The following is a 23,783-nucleotide window of genomic DNA, read 5'->3' on the forward strand; positions in this document are numbered from 1 at the left end:
AGGCATGGCCGAGCCCTCACTATGCAATAGGGAGGCAAAGAAAGCCACTCCCCGGCAAAATCGAAGGATTCGACTGCCCACCCCGCGCCCGCGCTACGCGTCGACGGGCAGGAAGTCCCCCACCATCTCCGCGAACTCCTCCGGCGTCGCGATCCGCACCCCCAGCTCCTCCGCCTTGGTCCGCTTGGAGCCCGCCTTCTCACCGGCCACGAGCAGCGTCGTGCGCTTGGAGACGCTGGAGGAGGACTTGCCGCCGGCCCGTTCGACCAGCTCGTTCATCTGGTTGCGGGACAGCTTCTCCAAGGCGCCCGTCATGGCCCCGGTGACCACCACGGTCATCCCCGCCAGCGGAGCGCCTTCGGTGCCGGCCGCCGTCTCCCCCTCGGCCTCCTCGCCCGGCGGGGGCGGCGGGGTCGCGCCCGGTTCGGTCATGTTCACCCCGGCGGCGACGAGCTTGTCGATGAGCGGGGCCAGCTCGGCCAGCTCCGCGACCACGCCGGCCGCCTTCTCCTTGCCGATGCCGTCGACCCGCTGCAACTCCTCCTCACCGGCGGCCCGGATGCGGTCCATCTCCGCGAAGTAGCGGGCGATCCGGCGGGACATGGAGCGCCCGGTGCCGCGCACGCCGAGGGCGCAGAAGACCCGGGAGAGCGGCTGCGAGCGGGCCGTGTCGATCGCGGCCAGCAGATTGTCGGTGCTGGTCTCCCCCATCCGGTCGAGCGTCAGCAGCTGTTCGCGTTCCAGCATGAACAGGTCGGCGAAGTCGGTGACGAGACCGGCGTCGACCAGCTGGACGACCCGGGTGGTGCCGAGCCCCTCGATGTCGAGCTGGTCGCGCCCGGCGGCGTACGAGACGGAGGCGACGATGCGGCAGTCGCGGCCCCGCACACAGCGCCAGCGCTGCTCGCTGCTGTCGATCTCCGAACCGCACTGGGGGCATGCCTCGGGGAAGGCGATGGGCTGTTCGTCGCCGGTGCGCAGATGGGCGACGGGCGCCTCGATGCGGGGGATGATGTCGCCCGCCTTGTAGACCATCACATGGTCGCCGACGCGCAGGTCCCGGCGGGTGATGTCGGCCGGGTTGTGCAAGGTCGCGTAGCTGACGGTCGAGCCGTCGATCTCGACGGGCTCCAGCACGGCGCGCGGCGCGATGATGCCGGTGCGGCCCACGTTCCACTCGACGCCGAGGAGGCGGGTGACCTTCTCGACGGCGGGCAGCTTGTAGGCGATGGCCCAGCGCGGGGCCCGGGAGCCGGAGCCCGCGTCACGCTGGTCGGCCGCCAGGTCCGCCTTGATGACGATGCCGTCGATCCCGAACGGCAACGCGGCCCGCAGCGCGGCGACTTCCTCGATCCGGGCCTGGACCTCCTCGACGGTGGCGGCGGTGCGCGGCGCGACCTCCGTGTCGGCGGCGGTGTGCACGCCGAGCTTCGCGACCCGGGCGAGCACCTGGCTGTGCGGCAGCTCGGTCAGCTCGGCGGCCAGTGCACCGGATTCGGGCAGCGGCAGAGCGCCGTAAGCGAAGAACGTCATCTCCACCGTGTACGCGCGGTCCTTGGCGCGCAGGGTGCCGGCGGCGCCGTTGCGCGCGTTGGCGAAGGGGGCGCCGCCGTGCTCGGTGCGGACGGTGTTGGCCTGCTCGAACTGCTCGGTGGTCATCAGGATCTCGCCGCGTATCTCGATCGTGACCGGCTCCGCGAGCCGCGCCGGAAGGCCGACGACGGTCCCGCTCGCGTGGGAGACGTCCTCACCTGCGGTCCCGTCGCCCCGGGTGATCAGCCGTTCGAGCCGGCCCTCGTGATACCGCGCGGCGACCGCGAGCCCGTCGAGCTTCGGCTCGACGCTCCACGCGGTGACGGGCCGTCCGATCCGGCGCTCCAGCGACGCGGTCCAGGTGGCGAACTGCTCGGCCGAGAAGACGTTGTCGAGGGAGAGCATCGGCACCGTGTGCGGTACGTCCCCGACGGCCGCGCCGCCCGCCACCTTGCCGGTCGGCGAGGCGGGCAGCACCTCCTGCGGGTGCTCCCGCTCGTACGCGGCGATGCCGCGCGCCAGGCGGTCGTAGGAGTCGTCGTCGAGCGTGCTCTCGCCCGTGGCGTAGTACGCGGCGGCGGCCTGCGCGGCCTCCTCGACGGCGGCGGCGTAGGAGGCATGGTCGGCGAGCACGACAGCTGAGTTCGTCATGCCCTCCATCCTGCCGCCCACCACTGACAACGCCCCCGGCCGAAGGACCTGGAGAGCGCTCTCTCGGGGTTCGCCCCAGGGGTTTCGTCCACCACATGGCAGAGAGAGCGCTCTCCCGCCCCTCACGGCCCGAACTGCCGCCGCGACGCCCGGAATCGAAGGCGCGTCAGGTGTATTGACATGCCCCGAACACGCTTCTACGTTCCGTGACAGAGAGCGCTCTCTCACCTGATCAGGCCGCCCATGATCAGGGCACATCCCCCCACCACTTCCCCGAACAGGAGTGCCGTGCTCTTCTTCCGTCAACGACGCAGCGGCGAGGACAGCCACCGCAGAACCCCACCGCCCCGGCGGTACCGCACGGCGGCGCTCGCCGCCGCGGCGCTCGCCCTGACCCTCCTTCAGGCCACCACCGGCAGCGCGTCCGCCGGCCAGGCGGCCCCCGCCCGAAGGCGGCCGCCGACGTGGTCCGGGTGGCCGAATTCCTCGCCGAGTGCCCGTACACCCACCGGGCACCCGACGACCCGATCGTCTTCCCGGGCCTGCCCGGCGCCTCGCACATGCACAGCTTCTTCGGCAACGACTCCACGAACGGCCACTCCGACCTGGCCTCGCTGGAGAAGGCCAGGAGCACCTGCTCCCCCGACATCGACCTCTCGTCGTACTGGGTGCCGACCCTGTACGACGGGAACAAGGAGGTGGAGCCCACCGGCACCACGTTCTACTACCTGGGCGAGGGCGTCCGGGACGACGTCATCCGGCAGATCAAGCCCTTCCCCGGGGCCTGCGGATCGTCGCGGGCAACGCCAAGGCGACCGGGCCGAACGACAACACGATCTCGCGCTGGTCGTGTCTGCACCACGGCGAGGTCAACCCCTCGCACGACTTCGTCAACTGCCCGTCCGGCGCGATGCTGGAGTCGTACCTCGACTTCCCGCAGTGCTGGAACGGCAAGGACCTCGACTCGCCCGACCACAAGAGCCACATGTCGTACCCGGTCAACGGCGGGTGCCCGGCCACCCACCCGGTGCCGGTGCCCAAGCTCCGCCAGGTGCTGCGGTACCCGGTCAACGGTGACCCGTCCAGGTTCCGGCTGGCGTCCGGTCCCGGCTACACGATGCACGGCGACTTCTTCAACGTGTGGCCCGAGGCCGAACTGGCGCAGCGCGTACGCGACTGCATCAACGCCATCATCAAGTGCGGGGCCGACGGAACCCCCTGACGCACACCCCGTCCCCACCCGCCCGTCCGGGGCCCCGCGCCCCGGACGGGCCTTCCCCCCGAGGGAGCCCGCGATGAAGGCGGTCCGCCGCGCGGCGACGCTCGCCCTGCTTCTCCTCCTGGCCGGCTGCGGCACCCCGGCGGCCGAGCCGGTGAGCACTCCCCCGCCCACGCCGTCCGCCACCGGCGCCCCGGCCGACCCCACGGACGCCGCCTGGGCTCAGCTCATGACGCCCATGAACGAGTCCGCCGTCGCTCTCCTGTCGCTCGCCGCCGACCGGGCCGACGACGCCGCCGTACGGCGCTGGGCGGCCGGGCTGCGCGCCTCGCAGAACGGTGAACTGGCCCGGCTGCGCCCACTGCTGGCCCGGATGGGGCTCCCGGACACCAATGTGCACGAGGGCCACCACATGCCGGGCATGGTGACGGCCGACGACCTCGCACGGGCCCGCACGCTGGAGGGCGCGGCCTTCGACCGGTTCCTGGTGGACCGGATCGGCGGGCATCTGCGCCAGACCGCCCAGGTGTCGCGCTCCGAGACCGGGGCGGGCACCCGGCCGGACGCCAAGCGGCTCGCGGCCGCCCTGGTCGCCGCCCGCAGGACCGAGATCGCCCGGCTGCCCGCCCTGCCCGGAGCTCCCGGCTGACGGCCGGGTCAACGTAATCCCAAGGCCCCCAGGGCTGTTGCCCCGCCGGTCGTACCACCCGGTATAAAGACTGCATGCCTGCCGACGCGCCGCCGCCCGCCCGTCCCGTGACCTTGGAGGACGTAGCCGGAGTGGCCGGGGTGTCACGGGCGACGGTGTCCCGGGTGATCAACGGGGCGACCACGGTGGACCCGGCGCTGCGGCGGACGGTGGAGGCGGCGGTGGACGCCACCGGTTACGTCCCCAACCGCGCGGCCCGGTCGCTGGTGACCCGGCGGACCGACTCGATCGCCCTGGTCGTCTCGGAGCGGGAGCGGCGCACCGTGCCCGAGCCGTTCGTCGGCCGGATGTTCTCCGACCCGTACTTCGGCCGGGTGGTCGCCGGGCTCCTGGAGGTGCTGCGCCCGGCGGGCATCCAGCTGGTCCTGATGCTGGCCGACGACCAGGAGTCCCGCGACCAGCTCCTCTCGTACCTGCGCCACGGGCATGTCGACGGGGTGGTCCTCATCTCGTCGCACGCGGACGACCCGCTGCCCGGGCTGCTGCACGGGACCCGGCTGCCCGCCGTACTCGCCGGGCAGCCGCGCAGGCCGACCCCGCTCACCTATGTGGAGGCGGACCAGCGGGCCGGGGCGCGGCTGGCCGCCGACCATCTCGCCGCGCTGGGCCGCCGCCGCATCGGCACGGTGTCGGGCCCGCAGGACATGCCGGCCGGTCAGGCGCGGCTCTCCGGGTTCCTGGACGCGGCCGCGGCGCACGGCATCCGGGACGTGGTGACCGCCGAGGGCGACTTCACCCATGCCGGGGGCGCGGCGGCGATGCGGCGGCTGCTGGCGGAGCGGCCGGACCTGGACGCGGTGTTCATCGCGTCGGACCTGATGGCGCTCGGGGCCGTTCCGGTGCTGCTGCGGGCCGGGAAGGAGGTCCCGGACGACGTCGCGCTCGTCGGCTTCGACGACAGCAGCGCGGCGCTGGCCTGTGATCCGCCGCTGACGACGGTCCGGCAGCCGGTGGAGGAGATGTCGGCGGAGATGGCCCGGCTGCTGCTCAAGCAGATCGGCAAGCCGGTGGAACCGCCGCCTTCGGTGATCTTCCACCCGACGCTCGTACGCCGGCAGTCGGCCTGATCAACGGCGTCCGGGCGCTTCGTCGGACAGCACCGGCACCTGGGGTCCGGACGCCTCCTGGAGCCAGTGCCTGAGGACCCGGTGCACGGCCTCGGCCCCGACGAGTTCGTCCGGGCGCTCCCCGTCCTCGCCGTTGACGGCGTCCAGCGGGTCGGTCAGGGTGCGCGGCCACAGCAGGAACGGCCGGGACTGGTCGCCGCCCAGGCCCCCGTGCGAGCCGATCTGCTCCTCGAAGGCGTGCACGGTGCCGGTCGCGGGGTCGTACATGGAGTTGACCATCACGTCGGCGACGTGCGGGAAGGTGTCCGTCCGCCGGATCGCCTCCGCCGCGCCGGGACCGTACACGGCCAGCGGCCCCTGTCCGTCGGCCAGCTCCGCCACGGGCACCCGTACGCCGTCGCGGGCCAGCACCACCGAGCCGTGGCGCTCGCTGCGGACGAGCAGGAAGCCGATGCCCGGGTGGTTGGCGAGCGTGGAGAGCAGCGCGGGGTGGCGGCGCTCCAGCTGCTCCTGGGAGGCGCGGCCCTCGATGTCCGGGAAGGAGATCAGCCCGAGGTTGCCGGAGGCGAGGACTATCGGGTCGGAGGCTTTCGCGACGTGCTCCTCCTGGCCCCCGGCGACCGGCCGGTGCAGGGCGATCCGGACCGCGTCGCGCGCCTCGGAGGCGCTGCGGGTGCGCTGCGCGCGCCGGGGCACGGGCAGTCCGCTGCCGGCCCGCACGAGGTCCTTGAGGGTCAGCCCGTACACCCCGGCGAAGGTGTCCCCCGGGCTCTGGCCGTGGTCGGACAGGAGCACGATCCGGTAGGTGCGGGGGGCCTGCTGAGCGACCTCGGTGATCAGGGCGAGCGCCCGGTCGAGGCGGGCGAGCACCTTCTCCGCGTCGCGGCTGCGCGGTCCGGAGTGGTGCGCCACCTCGTCGTACGCGACGAGGTCGGCGTAGACGGCGGTCCGGCCGGCGAACATGTCGCCGATGACGGCGGCGACCACCACATCGCGTTCCACGACGGTCGCGAAGGCGCGGATGAAGGGGTAGAGGCCGCCGCGCTTGATGCGGGGCTTCTCCTTGCGGAGGCGGGAGCGGGTGGACTGGGCGATCTCCCGGCAGACCTCCGCGACGAAGGAGCCGGCGGTGCGGACGGCGTTGGCCGGGTCGGAGAAGTAGGCGAAGTACCCGGCCCGGGAGCGGCGGCCCTTGCCGAGTCTGGCGGCCATCGAGAGGACGAGCGCGAGCTGGGCGGCGCCGCCGCTGAAGAGGTTGCCCCGGCTGGCGCCGTCGAGGGTGAGCAGTCCGCCGTCCCGGGTGCGGGCGATGGCCCGGCGCTGGAGTTCCAGGGCGCTCGCGGGCTTGCTGGAGACCATGACGAGGCCGGTCTCCTTCTCGTACCAGCGGAAGGCGGGCACGTCGTGGTTGCTGCCGTGCAGGATGCCGAGCTGGCTGGCGCCGGTCTGGCTGGACCAGTCGGTGCGCCAGGGCATGAGCCGGTGTCCTCCGGACTCCGCCAGCCAGTGGGCGACGGTCGGCATGACTCCCCCGGCGGCCGCCGCGACGAGGGCGTCGTGGCCGACCCCGTCGAGCTGGATGAAGACGGTGCCCGGCGGGCCGCCGCGCGCGTCGCCCGTGCCGGTGCGCCGGCGGCGCCGGTCGGCCAGGCGGGAGAGGCGGCGGCGGTAGGCGTTGTCGTCGCGCACGGCGAGGGCGGTGGAGGTCGCGGAGGCGACGGCGGACATCACGGCCGCGACGGCGACGGCGGTCTCCGGGGCCACGGTGCCCCGGCCGTCCGGGATGAGCCGCAGCGCGATCAGCAGCAGCGAGCCGTTGAGGAAGAAGACGAGCGCGCCGAGGACGAGGGCCGGGACGATGAGCAGGGCGCGTACCAGGACGGGCCAGACGAGCGCGGAGAGCAGTCCGAAGGCGCCCGCGCCCCAGGCCGCGGCGAAGGCGGTCCTGGTGATGCTGTCGCCGTCGGGGGACTGGAGCCGGAAGTCGGGCAGGATGCCCGCGAGCGCGAGCATGGTGAGCGTCGAGACGGCCCAGACCGCGACCACCCGCATCAGCGCGGCGCCGGCCCGCCGCCATCGTCTGTCGCCCACGCCGCCTTCACCTCATGTCCGGGGCCCTGCCGTTCCGGACCCCTTCCCAGCTTTTCACAGCGGGCCGGGCGGTCCCGCGGCCGGTCAGCAGCCGTCGTATCCGGCGGTCGGCATGGAGAGGCGGCGGTGCACTCCGGCCTTGCCGTCTGCGGTGTAGGACGGCTCGGCGAGCCCGGCGATCTCCAGGCGTACGCCGCGCCGCTCGCACTCCGCGGTGAACTCCGGCACCGAGGCCAGGGCGCGGGCGAGGACCCGGTCGCAAGGCGCGACGAACAGCTCGATCTCGCCGCTGTCGATGCCGTCCCAGAGGGCGGGGTGGTCGGGGCGCAGCGCGTAGAGGCGCAGCTGCCGGGTGACGACGTAGCCCTGGTCGGCGGCCCAGCGGGCGCACATGGCGTGCTGGCCCCGGGTGTCCACGAGGAACGGATCGCTGTCCAGTTCCTCCAGCGGCGTCAGGCTGGCGATGGCCGCCACGCGTACGTCCCCCATGGCCGTCTTTCTCCCCGTGCTCGTCCTTCCCCGACCCTATGCGCCCGTGCGCGAGGGCCGAGGGAGCGTTCCGGGGCGGCGAGGGGGCGCACGGGGGCACGGGCCCGGACCGGTGATCCACGGGTGCTCCGGGGTGCGCCGACCGCCCGGGCGTGACTGGCCGTAGGCTCGTCGGGGCAGGTGTGGTGGGGTCCGAAGGGTCCGGCGAGCAGGAGGAGGCGGCGCGTGCCGGTGGAGATCACTTGGTGGGGGCATGCCACATGCACGATCGAGGACTCCGGGGTCCGTTTCCTCACCGATCCGTTGTTCGTACGGCGCTTCGCGCATCTGCGGCGGCGCCGGGGCGAGCTGCCCGGTCCGGACGCGGCCGTGGCCGATGCGGTCCTCATCTCGCATCTGCACTCCGACCACCTGCACCTGCCGTCGCTGGCGCGCGTCGCGCCGGGGGCGCGGGTGCTGGTGCCGCGCGGTTCGGTGCGGTCGGTGCCGGGGCTGCGGCTGCTGCGCCGGGCGCGCGGACTGCGGATCACCGAGGTGGTCGCGGGTGACGAGGTGCGCGTGGGCGGGGTCCGGGTCCGGGCGGTACCGGCGCTGCACGACGGCCGGCGGCTGCCGCTGGGCCCGCACCGCTCCCCCGCGCTGGGTTACGTGGTCGAGGGCGCGGCGCGTACGTACTTCGCCGGGGACACCGGCCTCTTCGACGACATGGCGCGGGCGGTCGGCCCGGTGGACGTGGCGCTGCTGCCGGTCGGCGGCTGGGGGCCCCATCTGGGCCACGGGCACCTGGACGCGGGGCGGGCGGCCCAGGCGCTGACCCGGCTGCGGCCGCGCGCGGCGGTGCCGGTGCACTACGGCACGTACTGGCCGATCGGGATGGACGGGGTCCGGCCGCACGAGTTCCACGCGCCGGGCGAGGAGTTCGTGCGGAAGGCGGCGATGGTGGCTCCGGAGGTCGTGGTGCACCGGCTGGCGCACGGCGAGCGAGTGCGGCCGGAGGGCTGCGCGTGATCGAGTTCCTGCGCCAGACGGCGCAGCTGCCCGCCGAGTCGACGCAGCAGGCGGTCGGTTATCCGTCGTTGTTCCTGCTGGTGGCGCTGGGAGCGCTGGTGCCGGTGGTGCCGACGGGCGCGCTGGTGAGTTCGGCGGCCGTGGTGGCGTTCCACCAGTCGTCGCCGTTCTCGCTGCTCGTGGTGTTCGCGGTGGCGTCGGCGGCGGCGTTCCTCGGGGACATATCCCTGTACTGGCTGGGGCAGCGGGGGGTGCGGTCGAAGAACGGCTCGCGGTGGCTGCGGACGATCCGGGACCGGGCGGCGCCGGAACGCCTGGAGCAGGCGCAGCGGAAGCTGGACGAGCACGGGGCGACGGTCCTGGTGCTGTCCCGGCTGGTGCCGGCCGGGCGGATCCCGGTGATGCTGGCGTGCCTGCTGGGCCGGATGGGGCTGCGGCAGTTCGCCCGGGGCGATGTGCCGGCCTGTCTGGCGTGGGCGGCGACGTACCAGCTGATCGGCATCCTGGGCGGTTCGCTGTTCCCGGAGCCCTGGCAGGGGGTGGTCGCGGCGGTGGGCCTGACGCTGCTGATCAGCGGGGCGCCCGCGGTGTGGCGCCGGACGCGGGCGTGGTGGGCGCGCTGACGCCGGGCCCCAGCAGGCGGGAGCCGCCGATGGGCAGGTCCCAGAGCCGGTCGCGCGGGTGTCCGGCGCGCTGCCAGGCGGTCCGCAGCCGGGTGAGCGGTTCGAGGACCGGTTCGGCGGAGAGCAGGAAGGTCGCCCAGTGCATGGGCGCCATGGCGTGGGCGCCGAGGTCTTCGTACGCCTGCACGGCCTCCTCCGGGTCCGTGTGGACGTCGCCGAGCCACCAGCGGGGCTCGTACGCGCCGATCGGCAGCAGGGCGAGGTCGATGCCCGGGTGGCGGCGGCCGATCTCGGCGAACCAGTGGCCGTATCCGGTGTCCCCGGCGAAGTAGATCCGGCCGCCGTCCCCCGGCCCCTTGGTGTCCTGGACGACCCAGCCGCCCCACAGCGAGCGGCAGGTGTCGGTGAGGGTGCGCCGGGACCAGTGGTGGGCGGGCACGAAGTCGAAGCGGACGCCGTCCAGCTGGGCGGACTCCCACCAGTCGAGTTCCGTGACGCGTGCGAAGCCCCGGCGGCGGCACCACTGGCCGAGTCCGGCGGGGACGAACAGCGGGGTGTGCCGGGGCAGCCGGCGCAGGGTGGGGGCGTCCAGGTGGTCGTAGTGGTTGTGGCTGATGACGACCGCGTCGACGGGCGGCAGGTCCTCCCAGCGGACCCCGACGGGCGTGATGCGCGCCGGGGTGCCGAGGATGCGGCGGGACCAGACGGGGTCGGCGAGGACGGTGAGGCCGCCGGTGCGGATGATCCAGCTGGCGTGCCCGGCCCAGGTGACGCAGCTCGCTCCGGCCGGGAGGGGCGGCAGGGGCTCGGGGGCGTACGGCAGGCGGCGGATGTGGCGCAGGCCCTCCGCGTTGGGCCGGATGGCGTGCTCGCGGGCCAGCCGGGACATGCCCCGGACGCCGGGGAGCGGGGCGGTGAGCCGGTCCGCGAAGCTGCGGGGCCAGGTGCGCACCTCGCCGAGCGGGCGCGGGGTGACGACGTCGCCGCAGACCACAGGGGGTGCGACCGGGGTCTCGGTCTGGTCCGTCATCGGGGCTCCCGTCCAGGAGGGCGCCGGCGCGGTGGGTCAGCGCGGTGCGTCGAGGGCTGCTCGGAAAATGCTCAGCGCTGCCGCGATGTGCGGCAATTCGAGCGGGTCCGGGGCGGTGAGCGCCTCGGCCTGGCGCTCCGGGTCCGTGCCGAGGAGCGAGCCGGTGCCCAGGCGGACCCGGAGCGCGCCGAGTTCGTCGCCGAAGCGGTGGCCGCCGGGGGCCGGGGTGCCGAGCCGGGCGGACAGGAACTCCTCCAGTTCGAGGGAGTCGGTGACGCCCCGGGCGGCGAGCCGGGAGCGGAGCGGGCCGAGGTCCGCGTAGAGGTGGCGGCCGGCCTGCGGGGGCCGGGCGAGGGCGCCCCAGCCGAGGACGGCGCGGTGGGCCTCGGCGGCGAGCCGGGCGTGCAGGGCGGCGGCGCGGCGGGCGCGTTCGGTGACGGCGTCCGGTTCGCGCAGCGCGTGGGCGGCGGCCGTCGCGACCGGTCCGGCGACGGAGGCGCCGAGCGCGGTGAGGACGTCGAGCGTACGGGCGTGGCGGGCGGCGGCGCGCGCGGTGTCCGGGAACCGGGCGACGGCGACCGGCCAGGCGGCCGGGGTCAGCGCGCCGTAGAGGCCGGAGACCACCGTGACGTCGTCGGGGCACATCTCGGCCGGGCTGACCAGGACCGTGTCGTGCGGGCGGTGCAGGGTGTCGCGCCAGGTCTCGTCGCTGACGATGTGCAGCCCCTCGTCCACGGCGGCCTCGCACGCCTCGCGCACGAGTTCCGGCGCGGCGACCGTGGCGGTGGGGTCGTCGGCCGCCGAGAGCAGCAGCAGCCGGGGCCGGCCGCCCTCGGCGCGGACCCGCCGCACGGTTTCGAGGAGGGCGTACGGGTCGGGCACTCCGCCGCACTCGGCGGGCGTGGGGACCTGGTAGGCGGGGCGGCCGAGCAGCCTGGCCTGCGGGATCCAGGAGGCGGGGCAGGGGCGCGGCAGCAGGACGTCCCCGCCGTGCGCGGCGATCAGGGCGAGCAGCAGCGGTGCGGTGCCGGGGGCGGCGGCGACGCGCTCGGGGCCGCCGTGCAGTCCGCGCCGGTCCCAGTAGGCGCAGGCGGCCTCGCGGAGCGCGGCCGATCCGCCGGCGGGCTGGGGCGCGGCGTCGCGCGCGGCGGCGGCCAGCACCTCGGCCAGCTCGGGGAGGACGGGCAGTCCCGGCCAGGGGGCCGGCGGCCCGTACCGTACGGGGCCCCGGTCCTCCCGGACCGTGTCCGTGCCGCGTTCGTGCGGCCCGTTCCGCTCCCGGCCCATCGGGCCTCCTTCGCCGTCCGCCCTCCGGACCTTTATACGAGGGAACGGGGCGGGGCGCCTTCGCTGACCGGGCTCACCCCGTGCTCCGGCCGGGGCCGAGACGGGAGCGCGCGGCGACGACCGGTCGCGGCCGGGCTGTTCGGCGTACCGGCTGCCCCGCTGGTGGGTGCGTACGCCCCGCCTTCGGCGCGGCTGCTGGTTCGGGGCGGGGATACGGGGTATCCGCTGTCGCATGTCGTCAGCGAGCAATGCTTCCGTCCCGTCCCGGGTCTCCGGGCTGCGCGACCGGTTCCACCGGCGCGATCTCGCCGTGTTCCAGAATCTGGCCCAGCGGAACTGGCCGGCTGCGGGGCCGGTGCTGCCCCGCCTGAGCCGCAGCGCCAATCACGGGCTGCTGTGGTTCGGGGCGGCGGCCGGCATGGCCGCCTTCGGGGCAGTGCCCGGGCCCGGCGGGCCGCGCTGCGGGGCATCGCCTCGCTCGCGGTGGCGTCGGCCGCGATCAACACGGTGGGCAAGGGCGCGGTCCGCAGGCAGCGGCCGATCCTGGACGCCGTGCCGGTGATACGGCAGCTGAAGCGGCAGCCGGTGACCACGTCGTTCCCGTCCGGGCACGCGGCGTCGGCCGCCGCCTTCGCGACCGGGGTCGCCCTCGAGTCGCGGGGCTGGGGGCGGTCGTGGCGCCCGTCGCGCTGTCCGTGGCCGCGTCCCGTGTGTACACCGGGGTGCACTACCCGAGCGATGTGCTGGCCGGGGCGGCGCTGGGCGTGGGGGCGGCGTTCGCCCTGCGCGGGGTGATACCGACGAGGGGGCAGCTGCCCGCGCCGGGCAGACCGCCGGCCGACGCGCCCGCCCTGCCCGAGGGCCGGGGCCTGGTGGTGGTCGCCAACCAGGAGTCGGGGACGGCGACCGCGACGGCCGCGCTGATCCGTAACGCGCTGCCGGAGGCGGAGATCGTGGAGTGCGCGCCCGGCCGGCTCGCCTCGGAGCTGGCGCAGGCGGCGGACCGGTGCACGGCGCTGGGGGTGTGCGGCGGGGACGGCACGGTCAACCTGGCGGCGTCCGTGGCGGTGGAGCACGAGGTGCCGCTCGCGGTGTTCCCCGGGGGACCCTCAACCACTTCGCGTACGACCTGGGCATCGAGACCGTCGCCGACGCCTGCTCCGCGCTCACCACCGGCACCGCGGTGCGGACGGACGTGGGCCGGTTCCGGCCCGGGCCCGAGGGCGCCGACGGCTACTTCCTGAACGCCTTCAGCCTGGGCGTGTATCCGGAGCTGGTGCGGATGCGGGAGCGCTGGTCGCCCCGGATCGGCGGGTGGCCCGCGGGGGTGCTCGCGGCCCTGCACGTCCTGCGCGGCGAACGCCCCCTGGAGGCCGAACTCCAGGGCCGGTGCCGCCCGTTGTGGCTGCTGTTCGTCGGCAACGGCCTGTTCCAGCGGGTGGGCCCGGCGCCGGGGCGGCGGCACAACCTCGCGGACGGGCTGCTGGACGTCCGCGTGGTGCACGGCGGCCGGACGCCGGGGCTGAGGCTGCTCGCGGCGGCGGTCGCGGGGCCGCTGACCCGCTCCCCCATGCACGCGGCGGTCCGCCGGCAGCGGGTGCGGATCTCCGGCCTGAAGCCGGGGACTCCGTACGCGTACGACGGTGAAGTGGCGCACAGCGAATCGGAGTTGCTGATCGACAAGCTGCCGGAGGCGCTGACGGTGTACTGCCCGAGGCCGAGGTAGCGGTACCGGGCGGGAAGCACGGCAGGGGGCGGTCGACGCGGAGTCGGCCGCCCCTTTCGCACACCCGGACGCTGTCCACATCGCAAGATACCCATCTCATTATTCGGCAACAGGCCCTACGGTGGACCTACCGATCAGCGCTTTCGCGGTTCGCGTTTCGAGAGAGGATGCACGGCCATGCCGAAGGAGACCGCCGTCTACACCCACGGCCACCACGAGTCGGTGCTGCGCTCGCACCGGTGGCGCACCGCCGCCAACTCCGCCGCCTATCTCGTCGGTGAACTGCGTCCGGGCCTGGACGTGCTGGACGTCGGCTGCGGCCCCGGCACCATCACCGCGGACCTGGCCGCGCTGGTCGCCCCGGGCCGGGTGACCGCCGTCGACACCACCGACGAGATCCTGGCCCAGGCCGCCGAGGTGGCCGCCGAACGCGGCGTGGACAACGTGGAGTTCGCCGTGGCGGACGTCCACGCCCTGGACTACCCCGACGACTCGTTCGACGTGGTCCACGCCCATCAGGTCCTCCAGCACGTCGGCGACCCGGTGCAGGCGCTGCGCGAGATGCGCCGGGTGTGCCGCCCCGGGGGCGTCGTCGCGGCGCGCGACAGCGACTACGCGGCGATGACCTGGTATCCCGAGTCGCCGGGCATGGACCGCTGGGCGGACCTGTACGGCCGGGTGGCGCGCGGCAACGGCGGCGAGCCGGACGCCGGGCGCCGGATGCTGTCCTGGGCGCGGCAGGCCGGGTTCACCGACATCACACCCACGGCGGGCTCCTGGTGTTACGCCACTCCGGAGAACCGGGTCTGGTGGAGCGGGCTGTGGGCCGACCGCACCGTCGGCTCGGCGTACGCGAAGCTCGCGGTGGACGGCGGGCACGCCACGTCCGAGGAGCTGGCGGAGATCGCCGAGGCGTGGCGCGAGTGGGGCGAGCAGGACGACGGCTGGTTCATGGTGCCGCACGGCGAGGTGCTCTGCCGGGCCTGAGCGCACGGCCGGGACCGAATGGATCACATGGCGGCGGGCCGCCAACTAACCTAGCCGCCATGGAGATCCTGGGAACCACGCTGCGTATCTGCGTCGACGACCTGGAGGCCGCGGTCGCCTTCTACGAGCGGCTGACCGGCGCTCGGGCGCTCCGCTTCGAGCGCGGCGGGGTGTCCGTCGCCGCGATCAGCTGCTTCCTGCTGATGAGCGGCCCCGAATCGGAGCTGGAGATCCTGCGCAAGGTCACCGCGACCATCGCCGTGAAGAACGTGGACGAGGCCCACGAGTCCCTGACCCGGGTCGGTGCCCGGGTCATCGCGGGCCCGGTCCCGACCCCGGTCGGCCGCAACCTGATCGCGGTGCACCCGGACGGCTCGGTCTTCGAGTACGTCGACCGCAACCTGCCGGTCTAGGGCCTTGCCCGCTCCAGCACCAGGCCGGCCAGTTCGGCGGTGGGCAGCTCGCCGTCCAGCACCACGGTGTCCTCGCGCAGGCTGCCCACCGCCGCCACGCACTCGGCGATCCGCGCCTTCCCCCAGCGCCGCGCCGCCTCGTCGCGCTCCGGATCGTCCGGCAGCAACACCCGGTCGTGCAGCCGCTGTTCGAGTACGGGGGCGGAGACGTTCAGGAAGAAGTGGTGGACCGGGACGCCCGCCTTCTCCAGGGCCCCGAAGATCTCGTCGGCGTACTGCCTGCGGACCACGGTCATCGGCGCGAGGACCGGCCGGCCGTACTCCTCCACCAGCCCCTGGGCCAGCGAGGCCACCTGCCTGCGCCACAGCGGGATGTTCTGGAAGTCGCCGCCCGGCACCTCCACGATCTCGCGCAGCAGGAAGCCGACGTTCTCCGGGTCGAAGACCAGCGCCTCCGGCAGTCTGCGGTGCACTTCGGTGACCAGCGTGGTCTTGCCGCTGCCGAAGGCTCCGTTGATCCAGATGATCATGTCGTGCTTCTCCTGTCAGGTACGCGGGCGCATCCGGTAGTTGTACGCGTCCGGCAGCGGTTCGTCCGTGAGCCGGTGCCACACCTCCTCCAGGATCTCCGCGCCCTCGCGGAGGTCCGCGACCTCGAAGCCCGCGTCGAACACCGCCTTCGCGGCGTCCTTCCGGCCCTCCGCGATCAGCAACTGGGCCTCCAGCAGCCGGAACCGGCCGCGCGCCCGGACCTCCGGGGGCAGCCCCTGCCACGCCGTGCGGGCGGCCTCGGCGCGCCCCGCCGTGAGCAGCGCCTCGATCGCCTCCCGGCCCAGCGCGGCGGTGGCGGTGGTCCATGCCCCGTCGCCGTCGGTGCGCTCGGCGCACAGCCCGTCGAACGCCTCCGCGTAGTACTCGGCGGCCAGTTCGCGCTGGCCGCTCACCAGGGCGGCGACGGCCAGGCAGCGCAGCAGCGGCCAGCGCGAGCCGGCCGTGGCCAGACCGCGTTCCCAGCTGCGGACCGCCTGCGCGCGGTCGCCGGCGTGCCACTGCGCGATGCCGAGGTGGTATTCGGTGTGCGGTTCGGCGGGGGCCGTCTCCAGCATGTCCCGCCAGTGCCAGGAGACCAGGGCGGGCCCGGGGACCGCCCCCCGGGGGCCGGGGAAGGTGCCCTGGTCCAGCAGTGCGAGCCAGGGGGCCTGCTCCTCGCCCAGCGTGTCGTCGGTGAACGGGGTGCCGGGCAGCTTGTACCGGCCGCGCCGGACCTCCAGGGCGCCCCAGCCGGAGCCGGTGGCGAGGCGTTCGCCCGGTTCGACGTCGGCGTGGGCCCGCCAGGCGTCGTAGGCGGCGTCCACGTCGGCGCGCGGCAGGGCGTCCGCGAGCCGCTGCTCCGTCTCGGCGCGGGCGGCCGCCCAGTCGGCGCCGTGCACGGCGGCGGGGTCGGCGGCGAGCGGCCCGTACGACTCCAGCCAGCTGAACTCGCCGCCGGGTTCCAGCGGGACGTGCTCCAGCTGGGTGCGGGCCAGTCCGGCCTGGATCTCCGCGTAGCCGCCGGTGCCGGGCTCGGTGAGCCATTCCTGCCAGCGCCGCCCGCCGCGCCCGCTGCCCCAGAGGAACAGCTTGCGGCCCCGCAGCAGGTCGGTGGAGGTCTGGACGAGGCCGCGGCCCTCCTCGTCCAGGGAGGCGATCCAGCGGCGGGCGCCGTCGGGCACCTCGTAGAAGTAGTCGGCGGGGTATTCGCTGCGCGTCGGGTACGTGCGGTCGGTGCCGCCGCTCTCGGGGACCGGGACCCGGGTCAGGGCGCGCTCGTACCCGAAGTGCCACGCCTCGTCGGCCGGGGCGAGCACCCGGGTGCGCGCGTCCTCGGGGACGGCGATGTTGGACCACCAGTAGACGGGCGCGGGCTGCTCGTGCGGGTTGCGTATCCGTACGCCGACGTGCAGGAACGCGGAGTCGTCCGGGAGCCACAGGTCCACCTGGAACGGCAGGTCGCGCAGCCGCTCCCACTCCCAGAGCCGGACCATCTCGCCGCCGTCGGGCGCCGGGACGAGCGCCGCGTGCACCGGGGCGCACGAGAGCGTGGTGTGCCCGGTCGCGCCGATGTTCCACTCGATGCCGCCGGAGAACCACGCGCCGTTGAGCGCGAAGTCGGCGGGCTGGAGGACCGGGTTGGTGTAGACGAGGTCGCGGCCGGCCGGCTTGTGGACGAGGGAGTGGATACGGCCGCCGAGTCCGGGCAGCACGGTGGCGCGCAGGTGGTCGTTCTCGATGACGATCGCGTCGAGGTCCGTGGGGGTGCGCTCGCGACCGTAGCCGTCGAGGAGGCGGACGGGCAGGACGGTGGTCAGCGGGGCGTGGCCGAGCTGGCGGGCCATGTCGCGCGGGAGCCCGGCCCGGTCCCGGTCGTCGATGACGTGCGTCTCGTCCAGTGGCCGCAGCGCGGGCAGCGGGTTCTCCGGCCCGGTCGCCGCCGCGGGCAGGGTCAGGACGGCACGTCGTACGGTGGTGGCCAAGGCAACCTCGCTCCCTCGCGCGGGCCGCCACAGGTCCGGGCGCCCCCCGATGACCATGGAACACGCCGGTCGCCGCCCCGACAAGGGGTGTCTCGGCGCCCGGAATTCCGTTTCCGTCCCGCTCACCTCCCCCGTACGCTCGCTGCGGACACCGGACACGGCGGGCGAGAGGGACAGCGCGACAGATGAGTACGCAGCACACCTACCGGGTGATCGTGCGCGGCACGTTCGAGGATCTGACGGACGCGGCGCGGCAGCGGCTGCTGGCCGAGGTCGAGGAGCACGGTCTCGCGGCGATGCAGTTCACCGAGGAGGGGTCGCTCACCTACGACCGGGTCCTCAAGCACTTCAGCTTCCGCTATGTGGTCGTCTCGGACGCCGAGGACGGCGAGGAGATGGCCGGTGCCATCGCCGAGGACCGGGCGCAGACGGCGCTGCGCGAGGCGGGGTACGGGCACGGCGAGCTTCGGTCCACGGCGACGGACATGGACACGATGAAGATCAACTACAAGCGGCGGTGACACCGGGCCGGGCGCCCGATGGAGGGCAACCTGCCCCCGGAAGGTGATGGACCGCGCGGATTCGGGAACCCGTTCCGTCGTCCCGCCCTCACGCGAAAGGTCCGGCCCCATGACCAGCGAACAGACCAGCACGCTCGGCCCCGACAGCGATCTCACCGAGGTCTTCGAGCTCGCCCAGCAGCTGCGGGTGGACTCGGTGCGCGCCAGCACCTCGGCGGGGTCCGGGCACCCCACGTCCAGCCTGTCGGCGGCCGATCTGATGGCGGTCCTCATGACCCGCCATCTGCGGTACGACTGGAACGCGCCCGAGAACCCGGCCGGCGACCACCTGGTCTTCTCCAAGGGCCACGCCTCGCCGCTCCTCTACGCCATGTTCAAGGCGGCCGGTGCCGTCAGCGACGAGGAGCTGATGACGACGTACCGCCGCTTCGGCCACCGCCTCCAGGGCCACCCCACACCGGAGCTGCCCTGGGTGGACGTGGCGACCGGCTCGCTGGGCCAGGGCATCGCCTACGGGGTGGGCATCGCGCTCGCCGGGCGGGACCTGGAGGACCAGCCGTACCGGGTGTGGGTGCTGTGCGGGGACAGCGAGATGGCCGAGGGGTCCGTCTGGGAGGCCCTGGACAAGGCCGGCCAGCACAAGCTGGGCAACTTCACCGCGATCATCGACGTCAACCGCCTCGGCCAGTCGGGCCCCACCGAGCTGCAATGGGACACCGACACCTACGCGCGCCGCGTCGAGGCGTTCGGCTGCCGCGCCCTCGTGGTGGACGGCCACGACCTGACCGAGGTCGACCGGGCCCTGAAGACGGCGGCGGACGGCAGCGCCCCCACCGTGATCGTCGCGAAGACGGTCAAGGGTCGCGGGGTGAGCGAGGTCGCCGACAAGGAGGGCTGGCACGGCAAGCCGCTGCCCGAGGACCTGGCCGAGCGCGCGATCGAGGAGCTGGGCGGCGTCCGCGACCTGCGGGTGGAAGGCCCCCGGCCGCCGAAGGCCGCCCCCGCCCCGGCGCGGACCAACGCCGGCGTGGAGCTGCCGCGCTTCGAGAAGGGCGACGAGATCGCCACCCGGGTCGCCTTCGGCAAGGCGCTCGTCGCACTCGGCGTACGGCCCGACATCGTCGCCCTGGACGCCGAGGTCGGGAACTCCACCCACTCCGAGGACTTCAAGAAGGCGTACCCGGACCGCTTCTTCCAGACGTACATCGCGGAGCAGCAGATGGTCGCCGAGGCCGTCGGCATGGCCGTGCGCGGCTTCCGCCCGTACGCGACGACGTTCGCGGCGTTCCTCACCCGGGCGCACGACTTCATCCGCATGGCGGCCGTCTCGGACATCACGATGGCCCTCTGCGGTACGCACAGCGGGGTGGAGATCGGCGCGGACGGGCCGTCCCAGATGGGCGTCGAGGACCTGGCGATGATGCGGGCGGTGCGCGGTTCGACCGTGCTCTACCCGAGCGACGCGACCTCGGCCGCGGCCCTCACCGTGGCCATGGCGGACATCGACGGCATCTCGTACCTGCGCACCACACGCGGCGCCTACCCGGTGCTGTACGGGAGCGAGGAGACGTTCCCCGTGGGCGGGTCCAAGACCCTGCGCCGCGGCGACGACGACCAGGTCACCCTGGTCAGCGCCGGTGTCACGCTGCACGAGTGCCTGGCCGCCGCCGATCTGCTGGCCAAGCAGGGCGTACGGGCCCGGGTCATCGACCTCTACTCCATCAAGCCGCTCGACTCCGAGGCGCTGGCCCTGGCGGCCCGGGAGACCGGCGCGCTGGTCGTCGTGGAGGACCACCACCCCGAGGGCGGCATCGGCGAGGCGGTGCTGTCGTCGCTCGCGGAGTCCGGCAGCCACCCGGGCTTCGTGCACCTCGCCGGGAGCAACCTCCCGGGGTCCGGCACCACGGCGGAGCTGCTCGACGCGGCGGGGATCTCGCGCACGCACATCGCGGACGCGGCGCGCAGCCTGGTCAAGTAGCCGGCGTCGGGCGGTCAGCGCATGTCGGCGGTGATCGCCCACCGTTCGTGGTCGCGCCAGGCGCCGTCGATGTAGAGGAAGTCCGGTGAGAAGCCTTCGAGCCGGAAGCCGGCCCGGCGCACCAGCCCGATCGACCCCGCGTTGTCCGGCTGGACGTTGGCCTCCAGGCGGTGCAGGGCGAGCGGCCCGAAGGCGTGGTCCAGGACGAGTTCCAGCCCCTCGCCCATGAGGCCGCGCCCGGCCGCGTGCGCGAAGGCGCCGTAGCCGAGGGCGCCGCAGCGGAAGGCTCCGGCGACGATGTTGTTGATGTTGATGAACCCGGCGATCGCCCCGGCGCCGTCCGCCGCGTCCCGCTCGCACACGAGGAATCCGGCCTTCGTCGGGTCCTCGATGAGCGCGCCCGCGTAGGCTGTGTACTTCTCCGGGGTGGCCGGCGGGAACAGCCAGGGCCGGTGCAGGGCGGCGCTCTCCCGAACACGGGCGGTGAACTCTTCGGCGTCGTCGAGGGTGAAGGGGCGGATCGCCGTGCGCGGCCCCTCGGCGAGACTGCGGGTGTCGTCGGACATCGTCCCAGCTTAGAACGGCCGTACGGGGCGGGCTCGGTGAGCCCTGCCCCATACGGCCGTTGCCCGCGCCGCTACTTGGGCCGCCTGCGGAAGACGTACGCGCCGCACGCCATGCCGGCCACGAACATCACGACCAGCCATACGTAGAGCGGCGCCGTCACCAGCGGGACGATGAGGCGGACCTCGACGTCCTTGGTGTTCTCGGCGATGAACACGATCGAGAGGACCGCGATGACGAGGACCAGGATGCGGGCGGGGGTGAAGGCCCCGCTGCCGCTCTTCCCGCTGCTCGACACGTCCTTCGGGCTCATGAGCAGCCCCTTTCCCGGCCCTGGTACGGCCGTAGCCCCGGGGCTCCAGCATGGCTCCGCCCCCGCCCCCACCGGCGGAGATGTTCGGCCGTTCGGGTGACGGGGGCGGGGCCTTCCGCAGGTCAGAGCAGTGCGGGCGCCTCGACGGTGACCCTGGCCGGGCCGTCCGCCGGGGCATCGAGCACCGCGGGCACCCCGAGCGGGATCGTGAGCCCGGTGGGCCCGTGCCCGAAGCCCAGCTCCTCCACGACCGGGACGCCCAGCGCGCCCAGCCGGTCCGCGAGCACCGCCCGCACCCGCTCGTACGGCCCGCACCCCGCCCAGGACCCGCAGGCCACCCCGGCGACTCCGTCGAGCGCCCCGGCCCGCAGCAGCTGCGTGAGGATGCGGTCCAGGCTGTACGGGTCCTCGGTGGTGTCCTCGATGACGAGCAGCCCGCCCCGGGCCGAGCGGCGGGCGTGCGGGGTGCCGAGGTCGGCGGCGAGCAGGCTCACACAGCCGCCGTAGGTGATGCCGCGCGCCCGGCCCGGGACCAGCGCCCTGGCGTCCTCCAGGCCCAGGGTCAGCTGGGTCTCCGGTTCGAAGAGCGTGGCCCGCAGGGACTCCTGGGTGCGGGGGTCCTTGAGGAACGTCTCGGTCCCCGCCATGGGGCCGTGCAGCGTGGCGAAGCCGGTCCGCAGCGCGAACGCCTCGTGGAGCACGGTGACATCGCTGTAGCCGACGAACGCCTTGGGCCCGGCCTCCCGGACCGCCGCCCAGTCCACCAGGTCCACCATGCGGTGCGCCCCGTACCCGCCGCGCGCGCAGATCACCGCGTCCACGGAAGGGTCGCACCACGCGTCCTGGAGGTCCCGGGCCCGGGCCTCGTCGGCACCGGCGAGGTAGTCCAGGTCCCGGTGCACGTCCAGCACATGGGGCATCGGCACGGGGTCGAGCCCCCAGCCGCGCAGGATGTCCAGGCCGGGGTCCAGCCGGTCGGCGGGGACGGGCCCGCTCGGCGAGACGACGGCGACCCGGGCCCCGGGGCGCAGCCGGGCGGGGCGGGTCAGCGGGAGAAGGGTCACCGCTTCAGCTCCAGGGTGGCCACGTCGGGCCGGTCGAAGCCGAACACCTGGGCGTACAGGGAGAGTTCGGACTCCAGCGCGTCGATCATCGTGGTGGCGCGGCGGAAGCCGTGGCCCTCGCCCGGGTAGGTGCGGTACGCGTGCGGGATGCCCCGCCCCTCGACGGCGGCGAGGAAGCGCTCGCACTGCACGGGCGGGCAGATGGGGTCGTCCTCGCCCTGGAGGAGCAGGAAGGGCACGGTGAGCCGGTCGGTGCGGCCGACCGGGGAGCGTTCCCGGTAGCGCTCGGGGACCTCGGCGAGGGGGCCGACCAGTGATTCCAGGTACTGGGACTCGAAGTCGTGGGTCTCGTCGGTGCCCCAGCCCGCGAGGTCGAGGATGGGGTAGATGATGGTGCCGCAGGCGTAGACGTCGGTGCCGGTCAGCGAGGCGGCGCTGGTCCAGCCGCCGGCGCTGCCGCCCCGGATGGCGAGCCGGTCCGGGTCGGCGGTGCCCTCGGCGGCGAGCGTCCCGGCGACGGCGGCGCAGTCCTCCACGTCCACGACGCCCCACTGCTCGCGCAGCCGGTCGCGGTATGCGCGGCCGTATCCGGCGGAGCCCCCGTAGTTGACCTCGGCGACGCCGATGCCGCGCGAGGTGAAGTAGGCGATCTCCAGGTCGAGGACGAGGGCGGCGTGCCCGGTGGGGCCGCCGTGGGCCCACACCACGTACGGTGGCAACTCGCCCTCGGGCCCGCTGTGTTCCGGGTTGCGCGGCGGGTAGATCTGGGCGTGGATCTCGCGTCCGCCGGGACCGGTGAAGGTGCGCAGGACCGGTTCCGGGTAGTACGCGGGGTCGACCGCGTCCTCGTGCGGGGCGCCGATGATCCGGGTGTGTCCGGTGGCGGTGTCCAGCTCCACGATCTCGTAGCCGCTGTGCGGGCTCGCGGCGACGCCGGTGACCCGGGAGCCGCGCACGGTGAGCGTCGGCACCCACTCGGTCCAGGGGCCCGCGATGTCGACCAGTTCGCAGCTCTCCGGGTCGAGTATGCCGAGGGTGGTGGTGCCCTTGCCGTGCAGGACGGCGATCAGCCCGTTGTCCAGGGGGCGGAACCAGACGAGCCCGATCTTCCACAGCGGCCCGGCGAACTCCTCCTCGCGCGGGCAGAGTTCCGTTGTGTCGCCGGTGTCCGGGTCGAGCCGGCACAGGTTCCACCAGCCGCTGCGGTCGCTCGCCAGGAGCAGCTGCCCGTCGGCGGTCCACTGGACCTGGGGCACGGACTCCTCGGGGCCGCCGGCGACGGCGCGGGCGCCGTGGAAGGTGCCGTCGTCGCCGATCTCCGCGACCAGCACCTCGGTGCCGTCCCAGGGCATGCGCGGGTGGTCCCAGCCGATCCAGGCGGCGCGCCGCCCGTCGGGCGACACCTCGGGGCCGGTGACGAACCGGTGCCGCCCGTCGCTCAGTTCGCGTACGGCGGACCGGTCCTCGGCCGCCGATCCGTCCAGGGGCACGGCGGCCAGGACCCGGCGCAGCGCGGTGGGCGCCTCGCCGGTGAACTCCTCCAGGACGCACCACACCTCACCGGCCGCGCCCCGGTCCGGGTGGAGGCGCGGGTCGGTCCAGCGCAGTCCGCCGCCGACGGCGGAGACCGGGGTGAGCGGCCACGGTTCGCGGTCGCCGTCGGGCTCGTAGGCGTACAGCCGCTGGTCGGCGAAGTGGACGAAGACGACCAGCGGGCCGCCCTCCGCCCGCTCGGTGCCGGCCCAGGGCTGTCCGCCGTACTCGATGACCCGGCTGCGGACGTCCCAGGGGGCGGGCAGTTCGGTGGTGGTGCCGTCGGCGGTGCGGCGGACCAGGGCGCGCCGGCCGGCCTCGGCGGGGCGCGGTTCGGTGCACCACAGCTCGTCGCCGACCGGGCCGGTGTATTCGGGCCGCCCGTCGTGGGAGGCGGCGAGTGCGGCGTCGATCGGTGAGGTCCAGCTGCCGTGGGGCTGTGCGGTGGGCATGGGTGTCGGTCT

19 protein-coding genes and 2 pseudogenes are annotated in these 23,783 nt (G+C 74.3%); 10 read left to right on the plus strand and 11 right to left on the minus strand.

Features of this window, described 5'->3' with window-relative positions; all coding sequences use genetic code 11:
* Positions 1 to 93 precede the first annotated feature (93 nt).
* Positions 94 to 2,193 (minus strand): NAD-dependent DNA ligase LigA, encoded by a 2,100-nt coding sequence (gene ligA / locus NEH16_RS04070; protein ID WP_265539274.1) that lies wholly within the window; start codon positions 2,191 to 2,193, stop codon positions 94 to 96.
* 234 nt (positions 2,194 to 2,427) lie between these two features.
* On the opposite strand from ligA, the pseudogene NEH16_RS04075 reads away from it, so the two are divergent.
* The 3 genes and pseudogenes from NEH16_RS04075 (at position 2,428) to NEH16_RS04085 (ending at position 5,179) form a co-directional block, all read left to right on the plus strand.
* Positions 2,428 to 3,406 (plus strand): annotated as a pseudogene (locus tag NEH16_RS04075) (DUF1996 domain-containing protein).
* Between the two features lie 73 nt (positions 3,407 to 3,479).
* Positions 3,480 to 4,052 (plus strand): DUF305 domain-containing protein, encoded by a 573-nt coding sequence (locus NEH16_RS04080; RefSeq protein WP_265539276.1) that lies wholly within the window; start codon positions 3,480 to 3,482, stop codon positions 4,050 to 4,052.
* A gap of 74 nt (positions 4,053 to 4,126) precedes the next feature.
* On the plus strand, positions 4,127 to 5,179 hold the full coding sequence (locus tag NEH16_RS04085; RefSeq protein WP_073965815.1) for a LacI family DNA-binding transcriptional regulator: 1,053 nt from the start codon (positions 4,127 to 4,129) through the stop codon (positions 5,177 to 5,179).
* Here the strand turns inward: NEH16_RS04085 and NEH16_RS04090 are convergent, their stop codons facing one another.
* Both NEH16_RS04090 and NEH16_RS04095 read right to left on the minus strand, forming a co-directional pair.
* Positions 5,180 to 7,270 carry a phage holin family protein gene (locus NEH16_RS04090; protein ID WP_265539280.1) on the minus strand — a complete coding sequence of 697 codons (2,091 nt, stop codon included), beginning with the start codon at positions 7,268 to 7,270 and terminating at the stop codon, positions 5,180 to 5,182. It abuts the gene before it with no gap.
* A gap of 84 nt (positions 7,271 to 7,354) precedes the next feature.
* Positions 7,355 to 7,759, minus strand: coding sequence for a hypothetical protein (locus tag NEH16_RS04095; protein WP_073965817.1), 405 nt, complete (start codon positions 7,757 to 7,759; stop codon positions 7,355 to 7,357).
* Between the two features lie 225 nt (positions 7,760 to 7,984).
* Between NEH16_RS04095 and NEH16_RS04100 the strand changes: the two genes are divergently transcribed.
* The gene (locus NEH16_RS04100; RefSeq protein ID WP_265539282.1) at positions 7,985 to 8,767 is read left to right on the plus strand and encodes an MBL fold metallo-hydrolase; all 783 of its coding nucleotides are present in this window, start codon (positions 7,985 to 7,987) and stop codon (positions 8,765 to 8,767) included.
* Positions 8,764 to 9,390 carry a DedA family protein gene (locus NEH16_RS04105; RefSeq protein WP_073965818.1) on the plus strand — a complete coding sequence of 209 codons (627 nt, stop codon included), beginning with the start codon at positions 8,764 to 8,766 and terminating at the stop codon, positions 9,388 to 9,390. Before NEH16_RS04100 ends, NEH16_RS04105 begins: the two co-directional genes overlap by 4 nt.
* Here the strand turns inward: NEH16_RS04105 and NEH16_RS04110 are convergent.
* Positions 9,338 to 10,420: an MBL fold metallo-hydrolase gene (locus NEH16_RS04110; protein ID WP_265539284.1), complete on the minus strand. Its 1,083-nt coding sequence runs from the start codon at positions 10,418 to 10,420 to the stop codon at positions 9,338 to 9,340. The two genes, NEH16_RS04105 and NEH16_RS04110, sit on opposite strands and share 53 nt — an antisense overlap.
* Positions 10,421 to 10,456: 36 nt before the next feature.
* Positions 10,457 to 11,707 carry an aminotransferase class I/II-fold pyridoxal phosphate-dependent enzyme gene (locus NEH16_RS04115; RefSeq protein WP_265539287.1) on the minus strand — a complete coding sequence of 417 codons (1,251 nt, stop codon included), beginning with the start codon at positions 11,705 to 11,707 and terminating at the stop codon, positions 10,457 to 10,459.
* Between the two features lie 232 nt (positions 11,708 to 11,939).
* Here NEH16_RS04115 and NEH16_RS04120 point away from each other — a divergent pair.
* From NEH16_RS04120 to NEH16_RS04130, 3 genes and pseudogenes are all read left to right on the plus strand, one after another.
* Positions 11,940 to 13,433, plus strand: a pseudogene (locus NEH16_RS04120) (bifunctional phosphatase PAP2/diacylglycerol kinase family protein).
* Positions 13,434 to 13,610: 177 nt separating this feature from the next.
* Positions 13,611 to 14,420 (plus strand): class I SAM-dependent methyltransferase, encoded by an 810-nt coding sequence (locus tag NEH16_RS04125; protein WP_265539289.1) that lies wholly within the window; start codon positions 13,611 to 13,613, stop codon positions 14,418 to 14,420.
* Positions 14,421 to 14,479: 59 nt separating this feature from the next.
* On the plus strand, positions 14,480 to 14,833 hold the full coding sequence (locus tag NEH16_RS04130) for a VOC family protein (protein ID WP_073965823.1): 354 nt from the start codon (positions 14,480 to 14,482) through the stop codon (positions 14,831 to 14,833).
* Here the strand turns inward: NEH16_RS04130 and NEH16_RS04135 are convergent.
* Both NEH16_RS04135 and NEH16_RS04140 read right to left on the minus strand, forming a co-directional pair.
* A complete protein-coding gene (locus NEH16_RS04135; RefSeq protein WP_265539291.1) occupies positions 14,830 to 15,363 on the minus strand; it encodes an AAA family ATPase in 534 nt (177 codons plus the stop codon). The genes NEH16_RS04130 and NEH16_RS04135 overlap by 4 nt on opposite strands.
* 15 nt (positions 15,364 to 15,378) lie before the next feature.
* A complete protein-coding gene (locus NEH16_RS04140) occupies positions 15,379 to 17,346 on the minus strand; it encodes a DUF5107 domain-containing protein (protein WP_265539293.1) in 1,968 nt (655 codons plus the stop codon).
* Between the two features lie 185 nt (positions 17,347 to 17,531).
* Here NEH16_RS04140 and NEH16_RS04145 point away from each other — a divergent pair, with 185 nt between their 5' ends.
* Positions 17,532 to 17,867, plus strand: coding sequence for a DUF6204 family protein (locus NEH16_RS04145; protein ID WP_265539295.1), 336 nt, complete (start codon positions 17,532 to 17,534; stop codon positions 17,865 to 17,867).
* A 109-nt stretch (positions 17,868 to 17,976) separates the two neighbouring features.
* Positions 17,977 to 19,845 (plus strand): transketolase, encoded by a 1,869-nt coding sequence (locus NEH16_RS04150; protein ID WP_265539297.1) that lies wholly within the window; start codon positions 17,977 to 17,979, stop codon positions 19,843 to 19,845.
* Between the two features lie 14 nt (positions 19,846 to 19,859).
* On the opposite strand, the gene NEH16_RS04155 is transcribed toward NEH16_RS04150, so the two are convergent.
* The 4 genes from NEH16_RS04155 to NEH16_RS04170 all read right to left on the minus strand — a co-directional run bounded on the left by NEH16_RS04155 (position 19,860) and on the right by NEH16_RS04170 (position 23,771).
* Positions 19,860 to 20,411 carry a GNAT family N-acetyltransferase gene (locus tag NEH16_RS04155; RefSeq protein WP_265539299.1) on the minus strand — a complete coding sequence of 184 codons (552 nt, stop codon included), beginning with the start codon at positions 20,409 to 20,411 and terminating at the stop codon, positions 19,860 to 19,862.
* A 71-nt stretch (positions 20,412 to 20,482) separates the two neighbouring features.
* Positions 20,483 to 20,722 (minus strand): DUF1049 domain-containing protein, encoded by a 240-nt coding sequence (locus tag NEH16_RS04160; RefSeq protein ID WP_265539301.1) that lies wholly within the window; start codon positions 20,720 to 20,722, stop codon positions 20,483 to 20,485.
* Between the two features lie 122 nt (positions 20,723 to 20,844).
* On the minus strand, positions 20,845 to 21,786 hold the full coding sequence (locus NEH16_RS04165; RefSeq protein WP_265539303.1) for a S66 peptidase family protein: 942 nt from the start codon (positions 21,784 to 21,786) through the stop codon (positions 20,845 to 20,847).
* Positions 21,783 to 23,771, minus strand: coding sequence for a prolyl oligopeptidase family serine peptidase (locus tag NEH16_RS04170; protein WP_265539304.1), 1,989 nt, complete (start codon positions 23,769 to 23,771; stop codon positions 21,783 to 21,785). The genes NEH16_RS04165 and NEH16_RS04170 overlap by 4 nt, the downstream gene beginning before the upstream one ends.
* Positions 23,772 to 23,783: the final 12 nt, after the last annotated feature.

Origin of the sequence: Streptomyces drozdowiczii, assembly GCF_026167665.1 — a bacterium.
GTDB lineage: Bacteria > Actinomycetota > Actinomycetes > Streptomycetales > Streptomycetaceae > Streptomyces > Streptomyces drozdowiczii_A.